Genomic DNA, 4,356 nt, shown 5'->3' on the forward strand with positions numbered 1-4,356 from the left:
GCGATCAGACTCACCTCGTAGCACAATACGATCGCGGCCATGGGCCGCTCCTACAAAGGATTTGACGTAGTTTCGTAGGATGGGCAAAGCGCAGCGTGCCCATCATCTCGCCCGTGATGGGCACGCTGCGCTTTGCCCATCCTACAGAATTGCGCAACCGCCAGTATCTAACGCAACAACAACAGCGGCTGGCGGGTATTCAAAAGCATTCGTGCGGTAATACTGCCCAGCAACAAATCCCGCAATCGGTTGTGGCTGAAGGCGCCCATCACCGTGAGATCGGTTTCGTGCTCCTTCTGGTAGGCGGTGAGTGCTTCCACGGTCCTGCCCTCCAGGCGGTTTGCGGTCACCGCCAGGCCGGCGCCGTCCAGTTGCTCACTGGCCTCCGCCAGCAGTCTCGCCGCGGTCTCCTCCGGCCCCACATACACCAGGTGACAGGGGATATCGCGAAACAGCGGGCTCTCCGCCACCATGGCCAGCGCCTTGCGCGCCGCCGCGCTGCCGTCGTAGGCCAGCAAAATCCTGCGCGGCGCCCGGAACTCCTGATTGACCACCAGGATGGGCTTGTGCAGTGCGCGCACCACAGTCTCCAGATGCGCCCCCAGGCCCTGCTGGGATTCGCCGTGCTCCTCGCCGCGAATGCCGATCACCAGTACGCGAATGCAGTCCTCCAGCTCCACCAGGGACTCACCCAGGCTGTCGTGGCGCTGGCAGGTTATCACCTCCCGCACACCCGCCTGCTCCGCCCGTTCCCGCGCGGCCTGCAGCATCAGCTTGCCCTGCTGCACCATCAGACGCGAGCGCTGCTGCTCCAGGGTGGTCAGTTCCTCCAGAAGCTCCTCCTGGCTGCCGAGACCGATACTGCCGGTGAGATCCGCCACCGCCGGCACATTGCCGCGTTCGATATTGTGCAGCAATTTCAGCGGTGCGCCGGTGTTCACCGATATCCAGGCGGCGTAGTCGCAAACGGCTCCGGTGTAGTGGGAGCCGTCGATACAGGACAGCACCAGCGGTTGCTTGTGGTGGTTATTATTGTTGTTTAACTCGGTCATCAGTGTCCTCCCAGAACACGCTCGATTTCTTCGGGCTTGTCGTGTACGCCGAAGCGGTCGACGATGGTCCCGCTGGCCTCGTTCAATCCCACCAGTTCCACCTGCGCGCCCTCGCGGCGGAATTTCACCACCGCCTTGTCCAGGGCGTAGACCGCGGAGATATCCCAGAAGTGCGCGCGGCTCAGGTCAATCACCACCTTGTCCACCACCTCTTTGAAATCAAACGCGGCGACAAACTTGTCGGCGGAGTTGAAGAATACCTGGCCCACCACCCGATAGGTGCGGCGGCTCTCGGCCTCGTCCAGCTCGGTGGCCACATACATAAAGTGGCTCACTTTGTTGGCAAAGAATAGCGAAGCCAGCAGCACGCCCACAAATACACCGTAGGCCAGGTTATGGGTCCACACCACCACAATCACTGTGGCCAGCATCACCAGGTTGGTGGACAGTGGATGGCGCTGGAGGTTGCGGATGGAATCCCAGTTGAAGGTACCAATGGACACCATGATCATCACTGCCACCAGTGCCGCCATGGGAATCACCGCCACCCAGTCGCTCATAAACACCACCATGGCCAGGAGTGCGCAACCCGCCACCAGGGTGGAGAGACGCCCGCGTCCGCCCGACTTAACGTTGATCACCGACTGGCCGATCATCGCGCAGCCCGCCATACCACCCAGCAGTCCCGAGGCGATATTGGCCACCCCCTGCCCTTTGCATTCCCGGTTCTTGTCGCTGCCGGTATCGGTCAGATCATCCACGATGGTTGCGGTCATCAGCGATTCCAGCAAGCCCACAACTGCAAGCCCAGCGGAATAGGGGAAGATAATTTTCAACGTCTCCAGGTTCAGCGGCACCTCCGGCCACAGGAACACCGGCAGCGTATCCGGCAGATCGCCCATATCCCCTACGGTACGGATATCCATCCCCAGGTAAACCGCCACCCCGGTCAGCAACAAAATGCAGACCAGAGGCGAGGGGATGTGTTTGCCGACGACCGGGACATACGGAAACAGGTAGATGATCCCCAGGCCCGCCACCGTCACGGCGTACACTTGCCAGCTGCCGCCGATCAACTCCGGCATCTGCGCCATAAAAATAAGAATCGCCAGCGCATTCACGAAGCCGGTCACCACCGCCCGCGAGACAAAACTCATCAGGCTGCCCAGCTTTAAACAACCGGCCACTATCTGCAGCGCCCCGGTCAGCAGTGTCGCCGCCAACAGGTACTGCAACCCGTGTTCCTTGACCAGGGTCACCATCAGCAGGGCCATGGCGCCGGTGGCGGCGGAGATCATCCCCGGGCGTCCGCCCACAAACGCGATCACCACCGCGATACAAAAGGAAGCATAGAGGCCGACCCGCGGGTCCACGCCGGCGATGATGGAGAAGGCGATGGCCTCGGGGATCAGGGCCAGGGCTACGACGATACCGGCAAGCACGTCACGGCGGATATTGCCGAACCAGTCGGCCTTTGTGGAAGAGAACAGCATAGACAGCAGTTACCGCAGACAAATAGACATAACAGGGGTGAAAAAGGCCGCGCACTCTAGCACAAACCACCCCTGTCCGCCGCTCCGGAACGCGGACAGCGGACACATAAAGCGGACACCCGCCCCGCCGTCCACTTGCCGACAGAACAAAAAACCCCTTTACTTTCAATAGGTTACAAAACAACCCAAAACTGGCACAGCCCTTGCTATGAGGCCGACAGGGATGGCGGACAGCCCTCCGCCACTGCATCCAGGTTCGGGGCCCGGCGCGTCACAACCAGCGGGCGCGCCGGGGCGATGACCAACAACGAGTAACGGAAAGCCACAATGATCAGAGACACCTCCGGGCAGGACATACGAATAGACGCCGCACCCCCCTGGAAAAACCCAAAACTGTTGAAATCCTCTGCCGCCGGGCTGCTGGCAATCGTCTTTCTCACCTGGGGGATCAAATCCTGGTGGGCCACCGGTTCCGTTGACGGCACCCTGTCGCTGTCGCGGGTCAATATCGCCCAAGTGGAGCGCGGCGACCTGGTGCGCGATCTCGTGGTCCAGGGCAAGGTGGTAGCCGCCAACAGCCCCACCCTGTTCAGCCCCGCCCAGGGCATCGTCAAGTTCGCGGTCAAGGCCGGCGATGCCGTCGAGCGCGGACAGCTGCTGGCGGAAATGGACAGCCCCGAACTCTCCAACCAGCTGGCCCAGGAAAAAGCCCTGCTCAACAAACTCACCGTGGAGCTGCAGCGGCAGAAAATCCAGGCCAAGCGCCAGCAGTTGGAAAATCGCCAGAAAGCCGACCTGGCCAAAGTCGACCTCACCGCCGCCCGGCGCGAACTCAAGCGCGCGGAAACCTCCATCGAAAAACAGATTATCTCCCGGCTCGATTTCGAAAAGGCCAGCGACGACCTGGCCCGCGCCGAACTGGAATACCGGCAGGCCGAACAGAATGCCGAACTGGAAAAAGAGGCGCTGACCTTCGAAACCCAGACCCTGGAACTGCAGGTTTCCCAGCAGACCCTGCAGGTGGGGGAACTCCAGCGCCGGGTGGGCAAACTGAAAATACTCTCGCCGGTGGACGGCACCATCGGCAGCCTGGCGGTGGCCCAGCGCAGCGCCGTAGCCGCCAACACCCCTTTGATCACCGTGGTGGACCTCACCAGCTTCGAACTGGAAGCCGCGGTGCCGGAAAACTACGCCGATGACCTGGGGCTCGCCATGGCGGTGGAAATCAACCTGGGCGGCAAGAAACTCCCGGGGGAAATCACCGCAATCTCCCCCGAGGTCATCGACGGGCAGGTGGAAACGCGGGTGCGCTTCGCCGAAGGCCAGCCGCAAAACCTGCGCCAGAACCTGCGCCTGACCGCGCGCATCCTGCTGGAAAACCGCGAGGACGTCATGCTGGTCAAGCGCGGCGCCTTCCTGGACCAGAGCGGCGGCCGCTACGCCTTCCGCCTGAACGGCGAGGAGCAGGCGGAGCGGGTGCCCATCCAGATCGGCGCCCTGGGCCTGAACCAGGTGGAGATCGTCTCCGGCCTCAAAGAAGGCGATCAAATCATAATCTCCGCCGCCGACCGACTGGAAAACGCCCAACTGATCGCATTGAAACAGTAAACCCCGGGACCGCGGAGCTGTTTTGTGGAGGCTGAAGGCTCCAGCTCCGCATCGCGGGCCGCAGGCCCGCCTGTAGGAGCCTGCTTGCAGGCGAATGGTTGAAACAGAGTGCCGCGACATTCGCCTGCAAGCAGGCTCCTACAATGACAGATTCGTAGGATGGGCAAAGCGCAGCGTGCCCATCAACCGACACCTGATGGGCA

3 protein-coding genes are annotated in these 4,356 nt (G+C 61.8%); 1 reads left to right on the plus strand and 2 read right to left on the minus strand.

The annotated features are described in order from the left end of the window. Positions 1–167: 167 nt before the first annotated feature. Both ACRC0P_RS05480 and ACRC0P_RS05485 read right to left on the minus strand, forming a co-directional pair. Positions 168–1,052: a universal stress protein gene (locus ACRC0P_RS05480; protein WP_438628776.1), complete on the minus strand. Its 885-nt coding sequence runs from the start codon at positions 1,050–1,052 to the stop codon at positions 168–170. Next, on the minus strand, positions 1,052–2,545 hold the full coding sequence (locus tag ACRC0P_RS05485) for a SulP family inorganic anion transporter (RefSeq protein ID WP_438628777.1): 1,494 nt from the start codon (positions 2,543–2,545) through the stop codon (positions 1,052–1,054). The genes ACRC0P_RS05480 and ACRC0P_RS05485 overlap by 1 nt, the downstream gene beginning before the upstream one ends. A gap of 327 nt (positions 2,546–2,872) precedes the next feature. On the opposite strand from ACRC0P_RS05485, the gene ACRC0P_RS05490 reads away from it, so the two are divergent. After that, on the plus strand, positions 2,873–4,153 hold the full coding sequence (locus ACRC0P_RS05490; RefSeq protein WP_438628778.1) for an efflux RND transporter periplasmic adaptor subunit: 1,281 nt from the start codon (positions 2,873–2,875) through the stop codon (positions 4,151–4,153). Positions 4,154–4,356: the final 203 nt, after the last annotated feature.

It is taken from the genome of Microbulbifer sp., assembly GCF_051659245.1.
Lineage (GTDB): Bacteria > Pseudomonadota > Gammaproteobacteria > Pseudomonadales > Cellvibrionaceae > Microbulbifer.